Below are 22944 nucleotides of genomic sequence, written 5' to 3'. Positions count from 1 at the left end.
GCGCGGGCGGGTGTCGACGCGCTGATCAAGAACGCACGCAAGCTGCCGCAGGAGCGCCACAAGTCGCTGCCTGGGATCGAGACACCGAGTGCACGCTCACAAGCAGTTCACGGTCGCCACGGACATTCCGGTCTACTTCTGCGATCCGCAAAGCCCATGGCAACGGGAGAGCAACGAGGCAAGAGCAGCAGCGCCGTTCGCTCAACCGACCAGCGTTTCGTGGTGCCCGACGGCGCCGCGCTTCCAGTAGGCGGAGGCGCGCACGCGGCCCTTGTCCAGGCCATGCCCGTCCACCAGCGCCTGCCGCACGGCCGCGATGCTGGCGGCTTCGCCACCGGCCCAGGCAAAACCTTCACCGGCGGGCAGCTTCAATGCGGCCACCGCCTTCGCGAGCGCGTCGGTGGCGCCGGTCTGAATCCAGTGCGTCTGCAGGCGCGCGCGGCTGCTGAAGGTGCGGCGGTCGGCCGCGTCGCCGGTCTCGATCACGGTGATGGCCTGGGCCGTCTCAGGCAACTCCTCCAGGCGCCGCGCGATCGCGGGCACGGCGGACTCGTCGCCCACCAGCAGGTGCCAGTCGAAGCCCGTGGGCACCACGAAGGAGCCCCGGGGCCCGCCCAGGCCGACATCGTCGCCCGGCTGGGCCGTTTCGGCCCAGCGCGAGGCCACGCCGTCGCCGTGCAGCACGAACTCGATGTCCAGCGTGCCGGCGGCGCGGTCGAACTGGCGCGGCGTGTAGTCGCGCATCACCGGTTTTTCGACGCCCGGCGGCAGAGCCAGGCCGTCGGGGCCGGGCTGGGGCAGCACCAGCGGCTGGCCGGGCTGGGCCGGCAACATGAGCTTGGCGTGGTCGTCGAACGAGGCGCTGACGAAATCGCGCAGGGCCTCACTGAAAAAACGGATGCGAAGGAAGTGCGGGCTGACCGCGTCGATGCGCTGCACCGTCAGGCGGCGCGCCTTGATCTCGTGGCGCACGCGCTCCACGGCCAGGGGGTCGGGAATGCTTGTGTTCATGGTTCTACTTGGTTGATAATGACAACCATCATGCCTTGATTGGATGACACTGTCAACAACATGGACAACCCACGATGACAAGAAATGTGAACACCGATGTGCTGGACCGCCTGCACAGCCTCATGCACGGCCTGCGGCGCCACCTGCAGGAGGCCATGCGCCACGACGGCGAGGGCCTGGGACCGATGGAGGCGCGCTGCCTGGGTTACTTCATGCGCCACGACGGCGCCACGCAGAGCGACCTGGTGCAGCACTCGGGCCGCGACAAGGCGCAGATCGCGCGCATCGTCAAAGCCCTGCACGAGCGCGGCCTGCTGCACAGCCGCCCCGACCCCGACGACGGCCGCAGCCAGCGCGTGGGCGTGACCGCCGAAGGCCGGGCGCTGCAGCGCAAGATGCAGCAGCACCGGGTGCGCTTCGAGAAGACCATGATGGCCGGCCTCACCGACCACGAGCGCACCACCCTGCTCGCCCTGCTCGACCGCCTGGAGGAGAACGTGGGCGAGGCCTGAGCCCCTGGCTCAATGGGTGGCGGTGCGGCCTTGCGCCATCGCCCAGGCCACGTGCTCTCGCACCAGTTCGCTGGGGTGTTCGGCCCGGGCCTGCAGCGCGCGCCGCACGCCGTCGTCGGGTCCAGCGCGCAGCGCGTTGCCGAGCGAGACCGCGATGTTGCGCAGCCAGCGCTCGTGCCCGATGCGCCGGATGGGGCTTCCCTCGGTGCGGCGCAGGAACTCCGGCTCGCTCCAGGCGAACAACTCCACCAGCGTGGCCCCGCTCAGGCCCTCGCGCGCGTCGAAGTCGGGCAAGGGGCTGCGCCGGGCGAACTTGTTCCAGGGGCAGATCAGCTGGCAGTCGTCGCAGCCGTAGATGCGGTTGCCGATCAAGGGGCGCAGGGCCTCGGGAATCGGGCCGGCATGTTCGATGGTCAGGTAACTGATGCAACGGCGTGCGTCCAGCCGGTGCGGTGCGGTGATGGCCTGGGTGGGGCAGATGTCGATGCAGGCTCTGCAGGCGCCGCAGTGCGCGCTGATCGGCTCGGTGGGCGGCAGGGGCAGGTCGGTGTAGATCTCGCCCAGGAAGAACATCGAGCCGGCTTCGCGGTGCAACAGCAGCGTGTGCTTGCCGCGCCAGCCCTGGCCGCTGCGCTGCGCGAGCTCGGCCTCGAGCACCGGTGCCGAGTCGGTGAACACGCGGTGGCCCAGCGGCCCGGCGGCGGCCTGGATGCGCTCGGTCAGGGTCTGCAGCCGGTTGCGCAGCACCTTGTGGTAGTCGCGCCCCCGCGCATAGACCGACACGATGGCCTCGCCCGGGCGCTGCAGGCGCTGCAATTCCTGGGCCTGCCAGTCCTCGGGCGTGCCACGCGGCAGGTAGTCCATGCGCGCGGTGATCACGCTCAGCGTGCCCGGCACCAGCTCCGCCGGGCGGGCACGCTTCATGCCATGCGCGGCCATATAGGCCATGTCACCGTGCCATCCAGCCGACAACCAGGCCTGCAAACCCGGTTCCGCGGCCGACAAATCCACACCGGCCACGCCAATTTGGGAAAATGCAAGCTCCTGGCCCCAGGCCTGTATCTGCGAGACGAGTTGAGCGGCATCAAAAGCGAACTTCATGGAAAGCCGATTGTAGGAACCGCACCGGTTTCTGCGGGCCTTGTGCCCCCTGTCGAACGCTGGCAAGGCCAGTGGGCCACCGAAGAAGACACCCAGACCTTCGCGCGCCGCCTCGCCACCACCCCGGCCATCGCCCACGCCACGCTGACCCTGCAGGGCGACCTGGGTGCGGGCAAGACCACGCTGGTGCGCCACCTGCTGCGCGCGCTGGGCGTGCGCGGTCGCATCAAGAGCCCCACTTACGCGGTGGTCGAGCCGCACAGCGCGATCGACTGCGCGGTGATGCCCGAGGGCGAGCCGCTGCAGATCTGGCACTTCGACTTCTACCGCTTCAACGACCCGCGCGAATGGGAAGACGCGGGCTTCCGCGAACTTTTCGCCAGCCCCGGCCTCAAGCTGGTGGAATGGCCCGAGCGCGCCGGCGAGTTTCTGCCGGTGGTCGATCTCCAGATCGACATTCAACCCGACGACATGACCACACCGCAAGCCCACACCGACCCGGACCAGGACACCCAGCGCACCGTGCACGCCACGGCGCTCACCGCCACCGGCCGCCGGTTGCTGGAGGCCTTGGCATGAGCGGCAACCTCAGCCGCCGCACCCTGCTGCGCACCGGCTCGCTGGTGCTGCTGCTGGGCGCGCAGCAGATCGCGCGCGGCGCCAGCGTGGTGGCCGTGCGCATCTGGCCGGCCGAGGACTACACGCGCGTGACCATCGAGTCCGACGGCGTGCTGCAGGCCAAACAGTTCTTCGTGACCGACCCGCCCCGGCTGGCGGTGGACATCGAAGGCATCGACCTGCTGCCCGGCCTGCGCGAGCTGGTGGGCAAGCTCAAGTCGGACGACCCCAACATCGCCGGCATCCGCGCCGCGCAGAACGCGCCCAACGTGGTGCGCCTGGTGATCGACCTCAAGAAGCCGATCAAGCCGCAGGTGTTCAACCTGGAGCCCGTGGCGGCCTACCAGCACCGCCTGGTGTTCGACCTCTACCCGCTCAACCCGCCCGACCCGCTGGAGCAACTGATCGCCCAGCGCATGAAGGACATGGACGCGGCCAGCGAACGCGCCGCGCGCCTGCTGGGCCTGGAAGCCGACAAGGTCACCAAGCCGGCCACACCGGCCGACGACCCGCTGGGCGAGCTGATCGCGGGCCGCGAGCGGCCCAAGGCCCCGGCCAACCCCGACCAGGGCCCGCCGCTGCCGGCGGCCAAGCCGCCAGGCGGCAGCGACGACACCGCCGTGGCCGGTGCCAACCCCAAGGGCAGCCCGGCCAAGCAGCCGCCCGGGGGCAAGGGCAAGACTGAGCGCCTCATCATCATCGCGCTCGACCCTGGCCATGGCGGCGAAGACCCGGGTGCCATCGGCCCCAACGGCACGCAGGAAAAACGCGTGGTGCTGCAGATCGCGCACAAGCTGCGCGAGCGCATCAACGAGACCCGCGTCAACGGCAACCCCATGCGCGCCTTCATGACGCGCGACAAGGACTTCTTCGTGCCGCTGCAGGTGCGCGTGCAGAAGGCCCAGCGCGTGCAGGCCGACCTGTTCATCAGCATCCACGCCGATGCCTTCCTCACGCCCCGGCCCCAGGGCGCCAGCGTGTACGCGCTGAGCACGCGCGGCGCCAGCAGCTCGGCCGCGAAGTGGATGGCCGACAAGGAGAACGCGGCCGATCTGGTGGGTGGCCTGAACACGAAGACGGCCGACGCGCACGTGCGCCGCGCCCTGCTCGACATGAGCACCACGGCCCAGATCAACGACAGCCTGAAACTCGGCACGGCCATGCTGGGCCACGTCAAGCGCATCGGCAAGCTGCACAAGCCCCAGGTGGAGCAGGCCAACTTCGCCGTGCTGCGCGCGCCCGACATCCCCAGCGTGCTGGTGGAGACGGCCTTCATCAGCAACCCCGATGAAGAAAAGCGCCTGAACGACCCGAAGTACCAGGACGACCTGGCCGACGCACTCGTGCGCGGCATCGTCGCCTACTTCTCGAAGAACCCGCCGCTGGCGCGCAACCGCCAGATCTAGACCGGGTAAATCAGCGAGTTCAGCACCATCTCGCTGTCGTACACGCAGAGCCGGCTTTTCAGCTTCAGCCCGGCATCGGTCTGCACGAAGTCGTCGATGTAACGACCCACCTGGTACACCTCGCTCACACCGCCGGGCTTGGTGCGGAACACCGCGTAGTTCGCTTCGGCGCGGATCGGGTCGTCCGCCGTGCCCGCACCTGCGTGGGTCACGCGCGCCGGGCTCACCACGTGGCGCGTGTAGTACGGGCCGTGGTAGATGGTCTGGCTGGTGCCGTAGATGCGGTCGCGCATCATGCCCTGGCTCTCCAGCGCGATCAGCGCCAGCGGGAGCTTGCGGTCGAAGTTCTCGCGCGCCTGCACCTTGTAGCGCGCGTCTTCCACGAAGCACTCGGGCCATTCGCTGAAGCGGCGCTCGTCGAGCGAGGCCGCATAGGCCGCGTTGAAACGGTCGATGGCGTGGTGCAGCAGCAGGCTCTGCAGATCGGTGTCAATCACAGCATTCATGGATAGGCTTGTTCGGAGACAGGTGACTGGTGACCAGAGGTGCCGCGGAACCGGCTTTGCCGGGCCGCCAGCACCGCCCCCTTGAGGGGGTCGAGCGAAGCTCGGCGGGGGGTGTTTCACTAGACCCCCATCGCTTTCTTCCAGTAGGCGTACATCGAACGGATCAGGGTCTCGGTGACCATGTGCTCGGTGGGCGGCTGGCCCACGTCGTCGCCGCGGCCGCCCAGTTCCACCAGCGTGGCGCCCTCTTCGCCCCATTGTTCGAAGCCGTCCTGGCTGTACTCGATCACCTCGCCGTCGTCGGCGCTCACGAAACCGGCCGGACCGAACAGGTTGGCCTGGCGCAGGCGGCGCTGGGTCATCTCCTCCGTGTCGTCGGTGAAGCCGAAGTGCGTCCACACGAAATCGAACTCGCCCGCGCCCCGCGGCACGATGTGGCGCGTGGACAGCGAGTTCACCTGCTGCTGGATGATGAGGCTGGGGAACAGCGTGATCATGGTCACCGTGGGCGTGATGGTCGCGCCCGGGTGGGACGGGTCGTCCACCGTCCACCAGGGTTCGGGCACCACGTCGAGCAGGCGCGTGTCGTTGAGGGCCATGTCGGCCTTGAAGCTGGTCACGCCTTCGGTCACCGTCTTGTTCGCGCCGCCGTCGTTGCGGCGCGAGATCATCACGGCGTGGCGGCCTTGCGCGTCCATCACCATGCGGCTCTTCTGGTCGGCGCGCCACAGGCCGAAGGTGACGAACCAGGTGTGCAGCAGGCCGGGGTGGTACGGGTCCTTGATGTTCTCCATCATGAGCTTCCAGTTGCCTGGAATGCGCTGGCGGTTGTAGCCCAGCAGCTTGAGCTCGCGGCCCTGGAAGATGCGGTCGAGCCAGGGCATGACCTGCGGACCGATGTACTGCTCGAAGGGTTCGGCCTCTTCGCTGAAGGTGGCGAACACCAGGCCGTGCAGCACGGCCACGCGCAGCTTGGTCAGGCCGTTCTTGCCGAGGTCGAAATCGGCCGGCATGCCGCCGTTGACGCACTCGCCGTCCTTCACCCCGTCCTTGAACGGCAGGCCGGCCAGGTCGCCGTTGAGCTTGTAGGTCCACTGGTGGTAGGGGCAGACGAAGCTGCGCGCGTTGCCGGTCTGGCCGTCCATCGGCGACTGGCAGAAGCGCACGCCCCGGTGCGCGCAGCGGTTCTCCACCACGCGGATGCCGTGGTCGGTGGCGCGCTCCCTGGGCGCGACGCGGTCGCGCACCATGATCACCTGGCGCTCGCCGATCCAGCTCAGCCTGTAGTCGCCGGTGTTGGGGATTTCGATCGCCAGGCCCACGTAGCTCCAGTGCGGGCCGTAGAAGAGGCGCTCGAGTTCGCGCTGGTACAGCGTAGGGTCGGTGTAGGCCCAGAAGGGCACCCGGCTGGTGCCGGGCTCGCGCCAGCGCGACAGGGTTTGCGGTGCGTTCATGTCTCCTCGCGTGCGGGAAACGCCCCGCTTGAAGAAAATGATACGCCTACTCATCAATTCAGGCAAAACCCGGGCGTCCCCCAGGGCACAGCCCCATTCTGGCCGTCAACTGCATATCTTCAAAGTATTGAAGTTGTTGATTTCATATATTTGACGCACATCCTCCATGTCTCTATCGTCCCGCCGACCAGCGAGCCAAGCAGGCATCGCCGGCCTACAACGACGGAGACAACGGACATGAGCCATTCGCACCGCCCGGGGCAGCCTCCCAGGCTTCCCCTCCCCCACGCCCTCCTCGCCGGCACCGCGCTGTGCCTGCTGCTCGCCGCCTGCGGCGGCGGGGGCTCCGACAGCGCCGCGGGCAACAGCGACGACGACGCGGGCGGCGGCCCGCCCCCGGTGGTCGCGCCGCCCATCGACCCGGTGGCCGCCTGCGCCGCGCTCAACGGCTTCACGCTCGCGGCGGCGGACCTGTCGCTGCCCTCCGGCGGCGCTTCGGTAACGGCCGCCACCTACCTCACCGGTGGCCCCCTGGGCAACCACTGCCAGGTGCGCGGCGCGATCCGCCCGGTCGACCCGAGCGCGCCCGACATCGGCTTCGCCGTCAACCTGCCCACGGACTGGAACGGCAAGGCCATCCACTTCGGCGGCGGCGGCTTCAACGGCCGCCTGATCGACGGCACCGAGCAGATCCGCTTCGGCCCGCCGGACAAGCCGGCCCCACTGGCGCTGGGCTACGCCACCTTCGGCGACGACAGCGGCCACCAGAGCAGCAGCATCACCGACGGCTCGTTCGCCGCCAACGACGAAGCGCTGGCCAACTACGGCGGCCTCGCGCTCAAGAAGACCCACGACGTCGCCATGAAGCTGGTGCGCGCGCGCTACGGCAGCGCACCGAAGCAGGCCTACTTTCTCGGCACCTCCACCGGCGGGCGCGATGCGTTGGCCCACATCCAGCGCTGGCCCGCCGACTACAACGGCGTGATCGCCAACGAACCCGCGCTCAACTACAGCGGCACGCGCCTGAGCAACCTGGCCGTGGGCCGCGCGCTCTACCTCAACGGCGGCGCGGGCTGGCTCAACGTCGCCAAGACGCTGCTGGTGCAGCGCACCGCCATGACCACCTGCGACACGCTGGATGGCGCGGCCGACGGCATCGTCAGCAACGTGGAGAGCTGCCGCCTGCTCAACGCGCAGGTGCTCAACGCCCTGCGCTGCCCCGGGGGCGTGGACACCGGCAACACCTGCCTGTCGGACGCGCAGCTCGACACCGTGCGCGCCATCGAATCGCCGCTGGACTTCACCACCTACACCCTGGCCCATGGCGTCACGCGCGCGGGCGGCTACAACCTGCTCGAAGGCGCGCTGGTGGCCGGGCCGTACACCTCGCGCGACCTCGGCACGCGGGCGGTGCCGGGCAACCCCGCCACCTCCGCGGACGCCAACATGTACGTCACGGGCGACCAGTGGGCCAAATACTTCGTCACGCGCGTGGCCTCGTTCGACTCGCTCGGCTTCGACCCGCTGAACCCTGGCCTGTACACGGCGCGCGTGCAGGCGGCCTCGGCGCAGACCGACGCCACCAACCCCGACCTCTCGGCCTTCCTCGCGCGCGGCGGGCGCCTGATCATGCTGCACGGCCTGGCCGACGAGGTCATCAGCCCGAACTCCACCATCGACTACCACCAGCGCGTGCTCGCCACCGTGGGGCAGGCCGCCGTCGAGGCGGGCATCCGCTTCTACACCGTGCCCGGCATGGGCCACGGCACGGGCGTGTTCATCCCCAACTGGGATTCGCTGGCGGCGCTGGAAAACTGGGTCGAGCGCGGCCTTGCGCCCGCCACCGTCACCGCCTTCGACGCGGTCGCCGGCACCTACGGCCGCACGCGCCCGCTGTGCGAGTACCCGGCCTACCCGAAGTACCGGGGCAGCGGCAGCCTGGACGCAGCGGTGAATTTCAGCTGCGTCACCGAGGTGGGCGACCCGCTGGCCTGCAGCCACCTGCCCAGCGCGCTGACCAGCTACAAAGGCGGCAACACGCGCGGCGAGGAACTGACGCTGCAGGTGGACCCGGCCACGCTGGCCTACACCCTCACCATCGACGCGAGCCTGCAGCGCGCGCCGGGCACGCAGCGCAGCGGCACCCTGATCGCCCAGGGGCAGTGCAGCTACGCCAGCGCCGAAAACGGCGCGCTCTTCACCTTCAGCGCCGGCGGCCTGGTGCACGGCGGCATCGCGGCGGCCAGCGGCGGCGGCCACCTGCCCCTGCTGGCGTTCCGCGACACCTTCGTCAACACCACCGCGGGCAGCGGCTTCAACACCATCGCGGGCGACTTCAACGCCGTGGGCGCCGACTACAGCGCGGGCGGCACCCTGAGCACCTGGGCCGGCACCGGCAAGATCCGCAACGCGGGCACCTGGCAGACCTGCCAGGCCACCGGCACGCCGCCGGGCTTCATGCTCTACGAGGCCAACTGCTCACCGGCCACCAAGGGCTACCTGCAGTACAGCGCCGTGCGCAACGCCTACGAGCTCATGCTCACCTCCACCTGCGGTGGCGCGGGTTGCCCCTCGACGCCCACCTCGGGCGGCACGGTCACCGGCTCCGTGGTGGCCGGCATGGTCGGCGGCAACCCGGTGCCGCTGGTGCTGCTGCGCGCGGCCGATGCCAGCAGCTCGGGCATGCGGCTCTACGCCAGACAGGCCACCCTGTTGCCCGGCACGGGCGATGGCCGCTACGCGATGAACAGCACCGACGGCAGCGCGGTGGGCGACGCCACGGTGCTGGGCACCGCCCTCACGCGCGGCGCGCAATCCGATGTGCTGGACTTCGACACGCCGGTGGCGGGTGTCACACAGACCCGCGCGGCGCCACCGGCCCACCTGCTGTTCAGCAACGGCGTGCTCGGCCAGCTGGAGACCACCCGGCTGCTGCTGGGCGTTCGGCACTGAGAAAAACACCCCCTGCGCCGCTGCGCGGCTTCCCCCTCTCTGGCGCCTTCGGCCGGGGGGGACGGCACCTCGGGCCGGCGGGGCGGGACCCTTGTTGCCCCTGGTGGGCGGCGCGCTCCGGCGGAGTACTCAGCTCAGGCGGTGCCGGCGCGCTTGGCCTCGCGGCTGGCTTTCCAGGCGCCGAAGATGGCGATCAGGCCGGGCACGATGATCAGGGCCCAGATGATCATGCTCAGGTTCTCCTGCACCCAGGGCAGGTTGCCGAACAGGTAACCCGCCGTGGTCAGGCCCACCACCCAGATCAGCGCGCCGATCACGTTGTAGGCCGTGAACTTGACGCGCGTCATCTCGGCCACGCCGGCCACGAAGGGCGCGAAGGTGCGGATGAAGGGCATGAAGCGCGCCAGGATGATGGTGATGCCGCCGTATTTCTCGTAGAAGGCGTGCGCCTGGTTGAAGGCGTTGCGGTTGAACAGGCGCGAGTTCTCCCACTGAAACACCTTGGGGCCGAAGTAGCGGCCGATGGTGTAGTTGGTCTGGTCGCCCAGCACCGCGGCGATGACCAGCAGCACCATCGCCAGCGGCAGGCTCATCAGGCCCACGCCGCACAGCGCGCCCACCACGAACAGCAGCGAGTCCCCGGGCAGGAAGGGCATCACCACCACACCGGTCTCGGTGAAGATGATCAGGAACAGCAGGGCATAGACCCAGGCCCCGTAGTTCTGCACGAAGGTCTGAAGGTGCTGGTCCACATTCAGGATGAAGTCGATGAGGAAGGTAACGATTTCCATGGTGGGGGCATTATCCCTGCGGCCTACAATTTGCCCGTGACAAGCCTTCCCACCCCCACCGCCCTCCCCCGCCGCCCCATCCGCGAACTGCCCGATGAGCTGATCAGCCAGATCGCCGCGGGCGAAGTGGTCGAGCGGCCCGCCTCGGTGGTGCGCGAGCTGGTGGACAACGCGCTGGACGCCGGCGCGACGCAGATCACGCTGCGCCTGCAGGCCGGCGGTGTGCGGCTCATCAGCGTGGAAGACAACGGTTGCGGCATCCTGCGCAGCGAGCTGCCCCACGCGCTCAAGCGCCACGCCACCAGCAAGATCGCCAGCCTCTCCGACCTCGAGTCGGTGGGCACCATGGGTTTTCGCGGCGAGGCACTGGCCGCCATCTGCTCGATCGCGGAGGTCTCGCTGCTCACGCGCGTGGACACGCCCGACGAACCCCACGGCTGGCTGCTCGACGGCCGCAGCGGCGAGCTGCAGCCCACCGCCCGCGCGCCCGGCACCACGGTGGAAGTGCGCGAGCTGTTTTTTGCCACGCCCGCGCGGCGCAAGTTCCTCAAGACCGACGCGACCGAACTCGCCCACTGCATCGAGGCCGTGCGCCGCCACGCGCTGGCCCGGCCCGACGTGGGCTTCGCCATCTGGCACGAGGGCAAGCTGGTGGCGCAGTGGCGCGCGGTGGCCGGCGACAGCGGCATGGCCGCACTGCGCCAGCGCCTGGCCGACGTCCTGGGCGAGGACTTCGTGGCACAGGCCGTGGCGGTGGACTGGCCCATCGACCCCCCTGTCCTGGTGGCGAATGGCCAGCAGCGCCTGCGCGTGTGGGGCTTCGCCGGCGTGCCCGACGCGGCGCGCTCGCGCGCCGACTGGCAGTTCGCCTACGTGAACGGCCGCTACGTGCGCGACAAGGTCATCACCCACGCCGCGCGCAGCGCCTACGAAGACGTGCTGCACGGCCACCGCCAGCCGGTGTACGCGCTGTTCGTCTCGCTCGACCCCACGCGCGTGGACGTGAACGTGCACCCCACCAAGATCGAGGTGCGCTTTCGCGACAGCCGCGAGGTGCACCAGGGCGTGCACCATGCGGTGGAAGCCGCGCTCGCGGTGCCCCGCTCGGGCAACAGCGCAGCAGAGGCGGCCCCCCTGCCAGCGGCCGCGCCCGCCGCCCCGGCCTGGACACCCCCGGCGCGGCAGGCCCCGTTTGCGTTCGCGCCGCGCGAGCCCGAGGTGGGCCACCGCGTGAGCGACGTGGGGGCCCTGTGGGCCACCGCACCGGCCGCGGCCCCCCCGACCACGGCCAGCAGCAATGCCAACGCCTGGACCCCGCCCGCGCGCAGCGCCGACCCCGCGCCACCCCAGGCCTTGCCCGAGGGCGACTGGCCGCTGGGCCGCGCCATCGCGCAGCTGCAGGGCGTGTACATCCTTGCCGAGAACGCGCACGGCCTCGTGGTGGTGGACATGCACGCGGCCCACGAGCGCATCGTCTACGAGCGACTCAAGCAGCAGCTCGACGAGCAGCAGCTGGCCAGCCAGCCGCTGCTGATCCCGGCCACCTTCTCCGCCACGCCCGACGAGGTTGCGCACCGCCGAGGACGGCGCCGACGTGCTGGCGCAGCGCTGGGTCTGGAAATCACCGCCCTCTCGCCCAAGACGCTGGCCGTGCGCGCCGTGCCGACCACGCTGGCGCAGGGCGACCCGGTGGAGCTGGCGCGCAGCGTGCTCGCCGAGCTGGGCCAGCACGAAGCCAGCACCGTGGTGCAACGCGCCCGCAACGAACTGCTGCGCCACCATGGCCTGCCACGGCGCGGTGCGCGCCAACCGGCGCCTCACGCTCGACGAGATGAACGCGCTGCTGCGCCAGATGGAAGTGACCGAGCGCTCCGACCAGTGCAACCACGGCCGGCCCACCTGGCGGCAGATGGGCATGAAGGAACTGGACGCCCTGTTTCTGCGCGGCCGCTGACTCGCGCCCGCTTTTTCGCACCAAAAACAGGCGAGACCCTCGGGTAAACGAGGAGGGCGCCGATCGTCCACCGCGCCAAAACAGGGCGTTTTGCGTCACGAAATGCAGGTTGCGCATAATCTCATGCACTTTTTTAAAGCATGAGACACATGAAATACACCTCGGCCCACCATTTCCTCGAACACGTCGCGCAGCAGAACCCCGGTCAACCCGAATTCCACCAGGCCGTCTCGGAGGTCATGGAAAGCCTCTGGCCTTTCATTGCCGCCCACCCCAAATACGCCGAACACGGCCTGCTGGACCGCCTGGTCGAGCCCGAGCGCGTGGTGATGTTCCGCATTTCCTGGGTCAACGACCACGGTGACGTGCAGGTCAACCGCGGCTACCGCATCCAGCACAGCTCGGCCATCGGCCCCTACAAGGGCGGCATGCGCTTCCACCCCTCGGTGAACCTGTCGATCCTGAAGTTCCTTGCCTTCGAGCAGACCTTCAAGAACGCGCTGACCACGCTGCCCATGGGCGGCGGCAAGGGCGGCTCCGACTTCGATCCCAAGGGCAAGAGCCCGGGCGAGGTGATGCGCTTCTGCCAGGCCCTGGTGAGCGAGCTGTTCCGCCACGTCGGCAGCGACACGGACGTGCCGGCTGGCGACATCGGCGTGGGCGGGCGCGAGGTCGGCTTCATGGCCGGCATGATGAAAAAGCTCAGCAACCGCGCCGACTGCGTCTTCACCGGCAAGGGCCTGTCCTTCGGCGGCTCGCTGATCCGCCCCGAGGCCACCGGCTACGGCACGGTGTACTTCGCCGAAGAGATGCTCAAGCAGCGCGGCATGAGCTTCCAGGGCCTGCGCGTGAGCGTGTCCGGCTCGGGCAACGTGGCGCAGTACGCGGTCGAAAAGGCCATGGCGCTGGGCGCCAAGGTGGTCACGGTCTCCGACTCCAGCGGCACCGTGATCGACGAGGACGGCTTCAGCCCCGCCAAGCTCGCCGAGCTGATGGAGGTGAAGAACCACCTCTACGGCCGCGTGAGCGACTACGCCGAGCGCACCAAGACGCGCTTCGAGCCCGGCAAGAACCCCTGGGCCGTGCCGGTGGACGTGGCCCTGCCCTGCGCCACCCAGAACGAGCTCAACGCCGAGGACGCGGCCACCCTGATCCGCAACGGCGTGATCTGCGTGGCCGAGGGCGCCAACATGCCCACCACCATGGAGGCGGTGCAGCGCTTCGAGCAAGCCGGCGTGTTGTACGCGCCCGGCAAGGCCAGCAACGCCGGCGGCGTGCGCACTTCCGGCCTGGAGATGAGCCAGAACGCCATGCGCCTGTCCTGGCCGCGCGACGAGGTCGACGCGCGCCTGCACACCATCATGCGCGGCATCCACGAGGCCTGCCTGCAGCACGGCCGCCGCGCCGACGGCACGGTGAGCTACGTGGACGGCGCGAACATCGCCGGCTTCGTGAAGGTGGCCGACGCGATGCTGGCCCAAGGCGTCATTTAGCGCACCCCCTGCGCCGCTCACGCGGCTTCCCCCTGAAGGGGGACGACACCTGGGGCCGGCAAAGCCGGACCCTCGGTGTCTCTGGCTGCTCTGCCCGCAGGCGCAAGGCGTGATCTAAACCACGCGGGCGCCTTCGCGGTGCCCCGGCGGTGTGGCATGGAACCTGCGGAAGGAGGAAAGTACCTGAACTTTTTCCCCTTCTGGTGCATCCATCACCGCCATGAAGCGCCTCATTGTCACCCTGCTCGCCGCCCTGGCCCTGTTGGCCGGGTGCGCCACACTGGATGAGAAGCAGCGCTTCTGGATCTTCCAGCCCTCCGACCGCACCTGGGCCGGCGGCCTCAGCGCCGCCGAGGGCATGGACGACGTGTGGATCGATTTCGACTCCCCCAAGACCGGCAAGCCGGTGAAGCTGCATGGCCTGTGGGCGGCGCACGAGAACTTCGAGCGCCGCAAGGACGCGCCGGTGCTGCTCTACCTGCACGGCGCGCGCTTCAACGTCACCGGCTCGGCCTTCCGCGCCCGGCGCATGGAAGACCTGGGTTTCTCGGTGCTGGCCATCGACTACCGGGGTTTCGGCAAGAGCACGAACGAGCTGCCCTCCGAGACCACCGCCTACGAAGACGCGCGCGCGGCCTGGAACTGGCTCGGTGAAAAATACCCCGGGCGGCCGCGTTACATCTTCGGCCACTCGCTGGGCGGCGCCATCGCGATCGAACTGGCGGCCCAGGTGGACGACGAGGCCGGCACCGTGGTCGAAGGCACCTTCACCTCCATTCCCGACGTGGTCAGCACCTTCAAATGGGGCTGGCTGCCGATCTCGCTGCTGATCACGCAGCGCTTCGAGGCCGTCAAGCGCGTGCCCGAGATCGGCTCGCCGCTGCTCGTGGTGCACGGCGGGGACGACCGCCTGATCCAGCCGGAGCTGGGCCGCAGGCTGTACGAGGCCGCCCAAGGCCGAAAGGCCTTCGTGCTGGTCGAAGGCGGCTCGCACCACAACACCAACTCGGTCGGGCAGGCGCAGTACCGCGCCGCGCTCTCCAGCCTGTTCGGCATGCGCGACGAGAGCGCGGACGCGCTGAAGGTGGTCGAGCGCTAGACCCGGCTCAGTGCTGTACCGCCTGGGCCAGCGCCGCCCAGGCCTTGTGGTTCAAGGGCATGGTGGCCGCCGCCGCCGCGATCGGGTGCGAGGACAGCTTGACCACCACCATCTCGGCCTTGGGGTTGATGTGGATGAACTGGTTGTGCACGCCGGCCGCCTCCCAGGCGCCATCGGCGTTGTGCAGCGCCCACCACTGGTTGCGGTAGCTGTAGCCCGCGCGCGCCTGCTGGCCCGGTGCCTTGGCGAACTTCTCGCGGTCGCCGCCGCGCGCGGTGTCGGCGATCACCTCGCTGGCCAGGATGCGCTGGCCGTTGAACTCGCCGCCCCGGCGCAGCATCTCGCCAAAGCGCGCCAGGTCGCGCAGCGTGGCGCTCATGCCCGAGCCCTGCAGCGGCGTGCCCACCGAGTCGATCATCACGCTCGCGTCCTCCTCGGCGCCCAGCTTCTGCCAGACGCGTTCGCTCAGCAGGTCGGCGAAGTGCTGGCCGCTCGCGCGCGAGACGATCCAGCCCAGCACCTCGGAATGCACGGTGCGGTAGACGAAGGCCTCGCCGTGCTCGCCCTCCTTCTTCAAGGTTTTGAGAAAGCTGTAGATGTCCTTCGGCCCGGTGTAGGTGGCGGGCGCGGGCAGCATGCCGCTGGAGAACAGGTAGGGGAACACCTCGGTCGTGGGGTCGGTGTAGACCTCGCGGTAGCGCACCGCGCCGGTCATGTCCATCACCTGGCGCACGCTCATGTCGTCCCAGGCGCTGCCGGCCAGTTCGGGCACGTACTGCGTCACGCGCGCGGCCGGGTCGATGCGGCCTTCGTGCGCGAACTGCGCGGCCAGCAGGCCGGTGAAGCTCTTGGTGACGGAGAACAGCAGGTGCGGCGTCTCGGGCTTCATGTTGCGGTAGCGCTCGTACACCACCCGGCCGCGGTGCAGCACGATGAGGGCGTCGGTGTAGGTGTTGCGCTGCCACTCGGCGATGGTGGTGCGCCCGCCCTGCTCGTCGGCGAAGGCCCAGTCGTCCAGGTTCTTCTCGCGGCGCGGCAGCGGGGCCACCGCCGCCGGGCCGCGGCGGATGTTGCGCGTGGGCAGCAACTCGCGCACGTGCTGCAGCGACCAGGTCATCTGCGGGTAGCGGGTGCGGTTGCCGTTGTCCACCAGCTTGTCGGGGGCCGGCGGAAAGCCTTCCATGTAGCCGAGCTTGTCGAGCAGCACGCTGTCGGGTGGCGGCAGTTGCGGGGCCTGGGCCCAGGCCGTGGGCAGGGCCAGCAGCAGGCCGCAGAGGGCGGTGGTGATCGGTCGGACGCGGTGGCGCATGGGTCTTGTCTCCTGTTGTGGTTCGGGAATACCGGGGTCTCGCCACGGGCAAGTTACCGGGACAATGGCGCGCAATCTTGATGAGAACCTGATGCCCAGTCCCGCACGCGACGACGACAACGACGCGCCCACCGGCACCCACCCCGGCGGGCTGGGCTACACCGCCGCCGACGACGGCGATGTCTGCCACCACGGCCGGCCGCTCGCGCTGCCGCCCAAGGAGCGCGCGGTGCTGCACCTGCTGCTGCGGCAATGGCCGCGCACCGTGTCCAAGGAGCAGTTCGCGCGGCAGGTGTGGGCCGGCCAGCCGATGTCGGACGAAAGCCTGGCCCGCTGCATCGCACAGCTGCGCCAGGCCCTGCCGCCGGCCACCGGCCTGGCCCTGCGCGCGGTGTACCGGCGCGGCTACCGGCTGGAGGTGATCGCCTCCACCAACGAGGCCCCGTCGCCCGCGCATGGTCGGCTGGCGCATGCCGCCATGGCAGCGCCGCACCAGGTGGAGACGCTGACCCACGCGCGCCAGCTCGTGCAGCAGCGCACCGCCGAGGCGCTCGTGCGCGCCGAGCGGCTGCTGCGCGCGCTGATCGACGAAGCGCCGGACTACCTCGCGGCGCCGCTCGCGCTGGCCGAGTGCCTCGCGGCGACGGTGAGCTGCGGCCTGGCCGTGCGGCGCGAGCGCATCGACGAGGCCCTGGCGCACCTGGACCGCGTGGCCCACGGCGCGCCCCACATGCCCGGCCTGTGGGCCGAAAGCGCGCACCTGCTCGACTGCGCCTGGCGCTTCGACGAGGCCGCCGCGCTGCACGAACGCGCCCTGGCCAGTTCGCCGCTGGACGCCGCCACGCACTACTACCGGGGCTGGCACCTGCTCGCCACGGACCGGCCGCGCGAGGCCGTGGCGGCGCTGGAGCAGGCCCTGCGCTTGAACCCGTTCTCGGTCTACATGGCCATCCTGCTGGCGCGCGCGCTGCGCCACCGCGGGCGACCCCGAAGCCGCGCTCGCGCGGGCCCGGCGCACGCGCGAGAACGCGCCCGAGCACCGCGCCGCCGCCTTGCACCTGCTGGGCGTGCAGGCCCTGGTGGCGCCCTCGCCCGCACTGGCCGCCCAGGCCCTCGAGCTGCTGCCCGACCCGGCCGCGTGGGTCTTCGCCGCGTCCACGCTGGGCTATGTGCTCGCGCGCTGCGGCGAGGCCGACGCGGCCGCGCGCGTGATCGCCGGCACCCAGCAGGGCAATCCGAGCGAGCAGGCCACCCACGTCGCGGCGCTCGCGCTGCTGGGCCGCCGCGATGAAGCGATGGACCGCCTGGAGCGCGCCGCCACCGAGGGCTGCGGACACCTGCCGCTGGTGCTGCTGGCCACCGAGAACCACGGCCTGCGCAGCGAACCGCGCTGGCCGGCCATCGCGGCCCGCGTCTGGCCACCCCGCTAGCCACGCGCCGCAAGGCGTTCTGCTACCCTCGACCGGATGCCCGCCCCGCCTCCTTCGCCCTCTTCTTCCGCCATGTCGTCCGGCCTGATCGTGCTGGTGCTGTCGCTGCTGCTGGGCCTGCAGCCGATCGCCACCGACCTCTACCTGCCCGCGCTGCCCGCGCTCACCTCGGGCTTTGGCGCGCCCATGTCGCAGGCCCAGCTCACGCTCACCGCGCTGCTGCTGTGCTTCGGCCTGTCGCAGCTGGTGTGGGGCCCCCTGTCGGACCGCCACGGCCGCCGGCCCGTGCTGCTGGTGGGCATGAGCGCCTTCGTCGCGGCCTCGATCGGCAGCACCTTCGCGCCGTCGATGGAACAGCTCATCGTCTGGCGCGCGGTGCAGGGCGCGGCCATGGGCGCGGGCGTGATGTGCGCGCGCGCCATCGTGCGCGACCTGTACGCGCCCAGCGAAGGCGCGCGCGTCATGTCCAAAGGCCTCACCGGCCTGGGCGTGATCGCCTGCGCCGCGTCGCCCACCGGCGGCCTGCTGTCGGACCTGTTCGGCTGGCGCGTCTCGCTCATGGCGCTCGCGGTGTTCGGCGCCATCACCCTGCTGGTCGTGGCCTGGCGTTTCGAAGAGACCCTGGCGCAGAAGAACCCGCGCGCGCTCTCGCCCGGCACCCTGTTCGGCAACTGGGCGCAGATCGCGCGCCACCCCACGTTCTGGGCCTTCGCGCTGCTGTCCACCGCGTCCTACGGCGGCCTGTTCACCTTTCTCGCGGCCTCGTCCTTCGTGTTCATCCGCGTGCTCGGCCTGTCCACCACGGCCTATGGCGTGGTGATGTTCAGCATCTCGCTGGTCTACATCCTGGGCACCTTCCTGTGCCGACAGCTGCTGCCGCGCCTGGGCCTGCGCCGCACCGTGGCCGTCGCCGGGGTCATCACGCTCACCGCCGGTACCAGCATGGGCGTCCTGGGGCTGCTGGGCGTGCAGAGCACCTGGGCCATCCTGGTGCCGTTCTGGCTCTTCATGCTCGCGCACGGCGTGCACCAGCCCTGCGGCCAGAGCGGCGCGGTGGGCCCGTTTCCGCAGGCCGCCGGCGCGGCCTCGGCGCTCAGCGGTTTCCTGTCGATGGTCACGGCCTTCGCCATGGGCGGCTGGCTCGGCGTGAGCCTGGCCGGCATCGGTGAAGGGCGCGGCTCGGTGCTGCCGCTGACCAATGGCCTGTGGTTCTGGAGCGTGCTCATCGCCCTCGTGGCCTGGACGCTGGTGCAGCGCCATGGCGAGGCGCACACCGCGCCGCAGCGCGTGAGCGCATCGGCCCGTTGACACCCCTCACCATGCCAGTCGCTCCCCGTTGCATCGCACTCGCCGGCCCCACGGCCAGCGGCAAGAGCGCGGCCTCGCTGGCCATCGCGTTGCGCTGGCCGGTGGAAATCATCAGCGTCGACTCGGCCCTGGTCTACCGCGGCATGGACATCGGCAGCGCCAAGCCCAGCGCGGCCGAACGCGCCCAGGTGCCGCACCACCTGATCGACATCCTCGACCCGCTGCAGAGCTACAGCGCCGCCGACTTCGTGCGCGACACCACCCGCCTGGTGGACGAGATCGCCGCGCGCGGCCGCACCGCGCTGCTGGTGGGCGGCACCATGCTCTATTTCAAGGCCCTGCTGGTGGGCCTGGACGAGATGCCCCAGGCCGACGCCCGCGTGCGCGAACGCATCGAAGCACGCGCGCTCGAACTGGGCTGGCCCGCGCTGCACGCCGAACTCGCGCGCGTGGACCCGATCACCGCCGCGCGCCTGCCGCCCAACGACTCGCAGCGCATCCAGCGTGCGCTGGAGGTGCACGAGGTCTCCGGCCAACCCCTCTCCAGCTTCCAGACCGGCCGCACCCACAACCCCGACAGCCCGCTCGCGCCCGAGCACCTGATCTCGCTCGAACCGCAGGACCGCGCCTGGCTGCACGCGCGCATCGCCCAGCGCTTCGACGACATGCTCGCCGCCGGTTTTCTCGACGAGGTGCGCGCGCTGCGCGCGCGCGGCGACCTCTCCACCGAGCTGCCGTCCATGCGCTGCGTGGGCTACCGCCAGGCCTGGGACATGCTGCAGGCCCATGGCGACGCGCTCACGCGCGAACAGCTCGCCGAGCTGCGCGACCTCGGCATCTTCGCCACCCGCCAGCTCGGCAAGCGCCAGCTCACTTGGCTGCGCTCCATGCCACAGCGCCGCGTGATCGCCTGCGACGCGCCCGACGCACTGGCCCAGGTGCTGCACACCGTCGAAACCTGGCTGGGCCCGGCCGCATGAGCACGCCGGCCCTGGTGGTCCACGAACTCGGCAAGCGCTACGGCGATACGCCCGTGTTCAGCCAGGTGAGCCTGAGCGTGGCCCCGGGCGAGTTCGTCGCCATCGTGGGCGAGTCGGGCGTGGGCAAGTCCAGCCTGCTCAACTGCCTGGCCGCGCTCGACGACTGGAGCGAAGGCCACATCACCCACCAGGGCGTGGACCTCGGCACGCTCGACGAGACCCAGCGCGCGCACTGGCGGCGCGAGCACCTGGGCTTCGTGTTCCAGGCCTTCCACGTGCTGCCGCACCTGGACGTGGCGCAGAACGTGGGCCTGCCCCTGCTGCTGCTGGGCCGCCCCGACCCAGCGCGCGTGCAGCAGATGCTCGACGCCGTGGGCCTGGGCGGGCTGGGCGCGCGGCTGCCGGCCGAACTCTCGGGGGGTCAGCTGCAGCGCGTGGCGATCGCGCGCGCGCTGGTGCACCGCCCTGGTTTGCTGCTGGCCGACGAGCCCACCGGCAACCTCGACCCCAGCACCGCCACCCAGGTCATGGACGTGCTGCAGCAGCAGGCCACCGAGAGCGGCGCGGCGCTGGTGCTGGTCACGCACTCCCGCGCGGCCGCGGCGCGCGCGCAGCGCGTGCTGCACCTCACCGCCTCGGGCCTGCAGCCCGCGCTCACCACCTGACACGTTTTCCGCGTGCACGGCGCGGGGCATCGCGGTAAGGTCAGGGCATGGCCGGTGAAAAGAACCAGTCATGTAACTTGATTACAATAAAATCCAAAATCACAAGTAACTAAATTAGACCATGGTCACAACGAATCCCGCCCCCACCCCTGCCGAGCCGCTCGATCTGGTGATCTTCGGCGGCGTGGGCGACCTCTCGGTGCGCAAGCTGCTGCCCGCGCTCTACATGGCGCACCTGCACCGCAACCTGCCCGAGGCCACGCGCATCCACGCCCTGGGCCGCCAGCCCTGGGACCGCGAGACCTTCACCGCCTTCATCCACGAGAAGGTGCGCGCCTTCATCGCCCCCGAGACGCTGGACGAAACCGCCTGGCAAGGCTTCGTGGCGCGCCTGGGCTATGTGTGCCTCGACGCCACGCAGCCGGCCGACTTCACCGCCCTGGCCGGCGCGCTGCAGCCGGGTTCGGACCGCGTGTACTACCTCGCCACCGCGCCCACGCTGTTCACCGGCATCTGCGCCAACCTGCATGGCGCCGGCCTGATCGACGAGCGCTCGCGCGTGGTGCTGGAAAAGCCGCTGGGCCACGACCTGGCCTCGGCGCGCGCCATCAACGACGAGGTGGGCCGCTACTTCAGCGAGGGGCAGACCTTCCGCATCGATCACTACCTGGGCAAGGAGACGGTGCAGAACATGATGGTGCTGCGCTTTGGCAACACCATCTTCGAGCCGCTCTGGCGCAGCCCCTACATCAAGAGCGTGCAGATCACGGTGGCCGAATCGGTCGGTGTGGGCAGCCGCGCCGGCTTCTACGACGGCACCGGCGCGCTGCGCGACATGGTGCAGAACCACCTGCTGCAGCTGCTGTGCATCGTGGCCATGGAGCCGCCGGTCTCGCTCGACCCCGATGCCGTGCGCGACGAAAAACTCAAGGTGCTGCGCTCGCTGCGTCCCATGACCGAGGCCGACGTGGCGCGCGACACCGTGCGCGGCCAGTACACCGCCGGCGCCTCCAACGGCGACAAGGCCGCGGGCTACCTGCAGGAGGCCAACGTGCCGGCCGACAGCACCACCGAAACCTTCGTGGCCCTGCGCGCGCACATCAACAACTGGCGCTGGGCCAACGTGCCGATCTTCCTGCGCACCGGCAAGCGCATGGCCGAGCGCCGCTCGGAGATCGTCATCGAGTTCGCCGACCTGCCGTACACCATCTTCCCCGACGCACCGCGCCAGCCGGTCAACCGGCTGATGATCCGCCTGCAACCCGAGGAACACGTGCAGCTGCAGATGATGGCCAAGGAACCCGGCAGCGGCATGCGCCTGCGCCCGGTGAGCCTGGACCTGGACCTCGAATCGGCCTTCAGCGCGCGCCGCGCCGAAGCCTACGAGCGCCTGCTCATGGACGTGATCAAGGGCCGCCTGACGCACTTCATGCGGCGCGACGAACTCGAAGCCGCCTGGACCTGGGTCGAGCCCATCCTCGACGGCTGGAGCAACCTGAGCGAGAAGCCCCGCCCCTACACCGCCGGCAGCTGGGGGCCCGCCGCCTCGTCCGCGCTGATGGCGCGCGAAGGCTCGGCCTGGGTGGAAGAAGCCTGACCCCATGAACGCGCTCGACCGCCCCCCACCCAACCCGCTGCAGGTGCACCCCGCCAGCAACGCGGCCGAACTCGCGGCGCAGCTGGCCCTGCATGCCGCGCAGCGCCTGCGCGAGGCGATCGGTGCGCGCTGCGCACGCGGTGCTCGCGGTCTCGGGCGGCAAGTCGCCGGTGGCGATGTTCGAACGCCTGCGCGAGCAGCCGGTGGAATGGGACCATGTGAGCGTGCTGTTGGTGGACGAGCGCTGCGTGCCGCACGACCACCCCGAGAGCAACACCGCCCTGGTGCGCACCCACCTGCTGCAGGGCGCCGCCGCCGCGGCCCGCTTCGTGCCCTTCTTCGACCGCCTGCCCACCGTGCTCGACGACGCCGCGCTCGCGGCCCTGGCCGACGGCGCCAACCACCGCCTGGCCACCCAGCCCTGGCCCATGGACCTGGCCGTGCTCGGCATGGGCGAGGACGGCCACACCGCGTCGATCTTTCCGGGCGCGCCCGGCCTGGCCCGCGCGCTGCACGGCAGCGGCCCGGTGACCTGGCAGCGCCCCGCCGAAGCGTCGCGCGCGCCGCACGCGCGCCTCACCCTCACCCTGCCGGCCTTGCTCGCCACGCGCGAACTGGCCCTGTCCATCAGCGGCGCGAGCAAGCTCGCCGTGTACCAGCAGGCCCGGCTCGCCGCCGACGAAAGCCTGCCGGTGTCGCTGGTGCTCAACCAGCACCTCACGCCCGTGAGCGTCTGGCTGGCCTGAACGAGACACCCA

At 70.3% G+C, this 22944-nt stretch carries 19 protein-coding genes and 2 pseudogenes; 15 read left to right on the top strand and 6 right to left on the bottom strand.

All coding sequences use genetic code 11. The features are described from left to right. Window positions 1–12 precede the first annotated feature (12 nt). A pseudogene (locus ACFJI0_RS06370) lies at window positions 13–178 on the top strand (IS30 family transposase); the annotation flags it as partial. Window positions 179–201: 23 nt separating this feature from the next. Here ACFJI0_RS06370 and ACFJI0_RS06365 read toward each other — a convergent pair. After that, window positions 202–1011 (bottom strand): siderophore-interacting protein, encoded by an 810-nt coding sequence (locus tag ACFJI0_RS06365; protein WP_382323830.1) that lies wholly within the window; start codon window positions 1009–1011, stop codon window positions 202–204. A gap of 74 nt (window positions 1012–1085) precedes the next feature. On the opposite strand from ACFJI0_RS06365, the gene ACFJI0_RS06360 reads away from it, so the two are divergent. Next, window positions 1086–1523 (top strand): MarR family winged helix-turn-helix transcriptional regulator, encoded by a 438-nt coding sequence (locus ACFJI0_RS06360; RefSeq protein WP_382323829.1) that lies wholly within the window; start codon window positions 1086–1088, stop codon window positions 1521–1523. Window positions 1524–1532: 9 nt separating this feature from the next. Here the strand turns inward: ACFJI0_RS06360 and queG are convergent, their stop codons facing one another. Beyond that, window positions 1533–2624, bottom strand: a complete 1092-nt coding sequence (gene queG, locus ACFJI0_RS06355) for a tRNA epoxyqueuosine(34) reductase QueG (protein ID WP_382323828.1) — start codon at window positions 2622–2624, stop codon at window positions 1533–1535. Between the two features lie 42 nt (window positions 2625–2666). On the opposite strand from queG, the gene tsaE reads away from it, so the two are divergent. Next, window positions 2667–3203, top strand: coding sequence for a tRNA (adenosine(37)-N6)-threonylcarbamoyltransferase complex ATPase subunit type 1 TsaE (gene tsaE / locus ACFJI0_RS06350; RefSeq protein ID WP_382323827.1), 537 nt, complete (start codon window positions 2667–2669; stop codon window positions 3201–3203). Next, window positions 3200–4648, top strand: a complete 1449-nt coding sequence (locus ACFJI0_RS06345) for an N-acetylmuramoyl-L-alanine amidase (RefSeq protein ID WP_382323826.1) — start codon at window positions 3200–3202, stop codon at window positions 4646–4648. The genes tsaE and ACFJI0_RS06345 overlap by 4 nt, the downstream gene beginning before the upstream one ends. Here ACFJI0_RS06345 and ACFJI0_RS06340 read toward each other — a convergent pair. Then, window positions 4645–5154: an aromatic-ring-hydroxylating dioxygenase subunit beta gene (locus ACFJI0_RS06340; RefSeq protein WP_382323825.1), complete on the bottom strand. Its 510-nt coding sequence runs from the start codon at window positions 5152–5154 to the stop codon at window positions 4645–4647. The genes ACFJI0_RS06345 and ACFJI0_RS06340 overlap by 4 nt on opposite strands. 119 nt (window positions 5155–5273) lie before the next feature. After that, complete coding sequence (locus tag ACFJI0_RS06335) at window positions 5274–6608, bottom strand: aromatic ring-hydroxylating dioxygenase subunit alpha (protein WP_382323824.1); 1335 nt, start codon at window positions 6606–6608, stop codon at window positions 5274–5276. Between the two features lie 237 nt (window positions 6609–6845). Here ACFJI0_RS06335 and ACFJI0_RS06330 point away from each other — a divergent pair, with 237 nt between their 5' ends. Then, window positions 6846–9560, top strand: coding sequence for a tannase/feruloyl esterase family alpha/beta hydrolase (locus tag ACFJI0_RS06330; protein WP_382323823.1), 2715 nt, complete (start codon window positions 6846–6848; stop codon window positions 9558–9560). Window positions 9561–9694: 134 nt separating this feature from the next. Here the strand turns inward: ACFJI0_RS06330 and ACFJI0_RS06325 are convergent, their stop codons facing one another. Continuing rightward, on the bottom strand, window positions 9695–10351 hold the full coding sequence (locus tag ACFJI0_RS06325) for a DedA family protein (RefSeq protein ID WP_382159364.1): 657 nt from the start codon (window positions 10349–10351) through the stop codon (window positions 9695–9697). A 36-nt stretch (window positions 10352–10387) separates the two neighbouring features. Here ACFJI0_RS06325 and mutL point away from each other — a divergent pair. From mutL to ACFJI0_RS06310, 3 genes and pseudogenes are all read left to right on the top strand, one after another. Beyond that, window positions 10388–12305, top strand: a pseudogene (mutL, locus tag ACFJI0_RS06320) (DNA mismatch repair endonuclease MutL). A gap of 149 nt (window positions 12306–12454) precedes the next feature. Beyond that, window positions 12455–13798, top strand: coding sequence for an NADP-specific glutamate dehydrogenase (gene gdhA / locus ACFJI0_RS06315; protein WP_382323822.1), 1344 nt, complete (start codon window positions 12455–12457; stop codon window positions 13796–13798). Window positions 13799–14018: 220 nt separating this feature from the next. Beyond that, window positions 14019–14897, top strand: coding sequence for an alpha/beta hydrolase (locus tag ACFJI0_RS06310; protein WP_382323821.1), 879 nt, complete (start codon window positions 14019–14021; stop codon window positions 14895–14897). 7 nt (window positions 14898–14904) lie between these two features. Here the strand turns inward: ACFJI0_RS06310 and ACFJI0_RS06305 are convergent, their stop codons facing one another. Then, window positions 14905–16206 carry a serine hydrolase domain-containing protein gene (locus ACFJI0_RS06305; RefSeq protein WP_382323820.1) on the bottom strand — a complete coding sequence of 434 codons (1302 nt, stop codon included), beginning with the start codon at window positions 16204–16206 and terminating at the stop codon, window positions 14905–14907. A gap of 91 nt (window positions 16207–16297) precedes the next feature. Between ACFJI0_RS06305 and ACFJI0_RS06300 the strand changes: the two genes are divergently transcribed. The 7 genes from ACFJI0_RS06300 (at window position 16298) to pgl (ending at window position 22932) form a co-directional block, all read left to right on the top strand. Beyond that, window positions 16298–17497 carry a winged helix-turn-helix domain-containing protein gene (locus ACFJI0_RS06300; RefSeq protein WP_382323819.1) on the top strand — a complete coding sequence of 400 codons (1200 nt, stop codon included), beginning with the start codon at window positions 16298–16300 and terminating at the stop codon, window positions 17495–17497. Beyond that, window positions 17415–17636, top strand: a complete 222-nt coding sequence (locus ACFJI0_RS06295) for a hypothetical protein (protein ID WP_382323818.1) — start codon at window positions 17415–17417, stop codon at window positions 17634–17636. Before ACFJI0_RS06300 ends, ACFJI0_RS06295 begins: the two co-directional genes overlap by 83 nt. A gap of 36 nt (window positions 17637–17672) precedes the next feature. Further along, window positions 17673–18944, top strand: coding sequence for a Bcr/CflA family efflux MFS transporter (locus tag ACFJI0_RS06290; RefSeq protein WP_382323817.1), 1272 nt, complete (start codon window positions 17673–17675; stop codon window positions 18942–18944). 11 nt (window positions 18945–18955) lie between these two features. Further along, entirely contained in the window at window positions 18956–19924 is a 969-nt protein-coding gene (miaA, locus tag ACFJI0_RS06285; protein ID WP_382323816.1) for a tRNA (adenosine(37)-N6)-dimethylallyltransferase MiaA, read from the top strand. Beyond that, window positions 19921–20589, top strand: a complete 669-nt coding sequence (locus ACFJI0_RS06280; protein WP_382323815.1) for an ABC transporter ATP-binding protein — start codon at window positions 19921–19923, stop codon at window positions 20587–20589. Before miaA ends, ACFJI0_RS06280 begins: the two co-directional genes overlap by 4 nt. Before the next feature lie 121 nt (window positions 20590–20710). Beyond that, window positions 20711–22186, top strand: coding sequence for a glucose-6-phosphate dehydrogenase (gene zwf, locus ACFJI0_RS06275; protein WP_382323814.1), 1476 nt, complete (start codon window positions 20711–20713; stop codon window positions 22184–22186). A gap of 122 nt (window positions 22187–22308) precedes the next feature. Beyond that, window positions 22309–22932: a 6-phosphogluconolactonase gene (pgl, locus tag ACFJI0_RS06270; RefSeq protein ID WP_382323813.1), complete on the top strand. Its 624-nt coding sequence runs from the start codon at window positions 22309–22311 to the stop codon at window positions 22930–22932. Window positions 22933–22944 lie beyond the last annotated feature (12 nt).

Origin of the sequence: Hydrogenophaga sp. UC242_53, from assembly GCF_042696965.1 — a bacterium.
Taxonomy (GTDB): Bacteria; Pseudomonadota; Gammaproteobacteria; order Burkholderiales; family Burkholderiaceae_C; genus Hydrogenophaga.
This window is presented reverse-complemented; position numbering and strand designations above follow the sequence as displayed.

Bases quoted from the DNA above. Each gene is read 5' to 3' on its own strand.
- ACFJI0_RS06365 (WP_382323830.1), bottom strand. From the start codon at position 1,011: ATGAACACAAGCATTCCCGACCCCCTGGCCGTGGAGCGCGTGCGCCAC.
- ACFJI0_RS06360 (WP_382323829.1), top strand. From the start codon at position 1,086: ATGACAAGAAATGTGAACACCGATGTGCTGGACCGCCTGCACAGCCTC.
- queG (WP_382323828.1), bottom strand. From the start codon at position 2,624: ATGAAGTTCGCTTTTGATGCCGCTCAACTCGTCTCGCAGATACAGGCC.
- ACFJI0_RS06345 (WP_382323826.1), top strand. From the start codon at position 3,200: ATGAGCGGCAACCTCAGCCGCCGCACCCTGCTGCGCACCGGCTCGCTG.
- ACFJI0_RS06340 (WP_382323825.1), bottom strand. From the start codon at position 5,154: ATGAATGCTGTGATTGACACCGATCTGCAGAGCCTGCTGCTGCACCAC.
- ACFJI0_RS06335 (WP_382323824.1), bottom strand. From the start codon at position 6,608: ATGAACGCACCGCAAACCCTGTCGCGCTGGCGCGAGCCCGGCACCAGC.
- ACFJI0_RS06330 (WP_382323823.1), top strand. From the start codon at position 6,846: ATGAGCCATTCGCACCGCCCGGGGCAGCCTCCCAGGCTTCCCCTCCCC.
- ACFJI0_RS06325 (WP_382159364.1), bottom strand. From the start codon at position 10,351: ATGGAAATCGTTACCTTCCTCATCGACTTCATCCTGAATGTGGACCAG.
- gdhA (WP_382323822.1), top strand. From the start codon at position 12,455: ATGAAATACACCTCGGCCCACCATTTCCTCGAACACGTCGCGCAGCAG.
- ACFJI0_RS06310 (WP_382323821.1), top strand. From the start codon at position 14,019: ATGAAGCGCCTCATTGTCACCCTGCTCGCCGCCCTGGCCCTGTTGGCC.
- ACFJI0_RS06305 (WP_382323820.1), bottom strand. From the start codon at position 16,206: ATGCGCCACCGCGTCCGACCGATCACCACCGCCCTCTGCGGCCTGCTG.
- ACFJI0_RS06300 (WP_382323819.1), top strand. From the start codon at position 16,298: ATGCCCAGTCCCGCACGCGACGACGACAACGACGCGCCCACCGGCACC.
- ACFJI0_RS06290 (WP_382323817.1), top strand. From the start codon at position 17,673: ATGCCCGCCCCGCCTCCTTCGCCCTCTTCTTCCGCCATGTCGTCCGGC.
- miaA (WP_382323816.1), top strand. From the start codon at position 18,956: ATGCCAGTCGCTCCCCGTTGCATCGCACTCGCCGGCCCCACGGCCAGC.
- ACFJI0_RS06280 (WP_382323815.1), top strand. From the start codon at position 19,921: ATGAGCACGCCGGCCCTGGTGGTCCACGAACTCGGCAAGCGCTACGGC.
- zwf (WP_382323814.1), top strand. From the start codon at position 20,711: ATGGTCACAACGAATCCCGCCCCCACCCCTGCCGAGCCGCTCGATCTG.